This window comes from Caballeronia catudaia (assembly GCF_001544755.2).
Taxonomy (GTDB): domain Bacteria; phylum Pseudomonadota; class Gammaproteobacteria; order Burkholderiales; family Burkholderiaceae; genus Caballeronia; species Caballeronia catudaia.
The window spans coordinates 1-774 of the sequence record NZ_FCOF02000145.1 but is presented as its reverse complement, the minus strand read 5'-3'; the positions used below and the strand labels follow the sequence as shown (position 1 = coordinate 774).

At 62.5% G+C, this 774-nt stretch carries 1 pseudogene; it reads right to left on the bottom strand.

Going from position 1 to position 774, the window contains the following annotated elements:
• Positions 1–774: pseudogene (locus AWB75_RS36505) on the bottom strand (IS3 family transposase); the annotation flags it as partial.

Genomic DNA, 774 nt, shown 5'->3' with positions numbered 1-774 from the left:
AGTGCAAGCGCGAATGATTGTAGAAGCTCAACCAGTCGATCACCTCGTCCATCGCTTCGCGACGTGTTGTAAAGCGCTGGCCAAGGATGCGAGCGCGCTTGAGCGATCCCCACAGACTCTCGGTCGGCGCGTTGTCCCAGCAATTGCCTCGACGGCTCATAGAACTGCGCATGCCGTAGGCTTTGAGCAGGTTCTGGAAGTCACGACTGCAATACTGGCTACCCCTGTCGCTATGGACGATCAGGCCCGCTTCCGGCTGGCGGCGAAACCACGCCATACGCAGCGCGTCAGACACCAACTCCGTGCGCATGTGCGGCTGCATCGACCAGCCCACCACCTGACGGCTAAACAGGTCGAGGATGACCGTCAGGTACAGCCAGCCGTCGTCAGTCCAGAGGTACGTGATGTCCGTAGTCCAGGCCTGATCGGGGCGAGCGGGCGAGAAGTCGCGTTGCAGCAGGTTCGGCGCGACCGGCAGGTCGTGGTTGCTGTCGGTGGTCGCCCTGAAGCGGCGTTTGGTCTTCGCCTTGATGCCGTGCAGCTTCATGAGCTGCTGGACGCGATCCTTGCTGACTCGAACGCCCTGGGCAAGCAGCTTCTTCCACACGCGAGGCCAGCCATACCCCCTTTGGATTCAGCGTGCACGGCCTTGATGTGCACCAGCAGGGTGTCGTTGCTGATGCACCGGCGCGGGCGGTCCGTATCGACATCCCGGGCCTTGCGCGCGTGGTAACCACTGGGGCTGACGCCCAGCGTCTGACAGAGCAGCGAAAC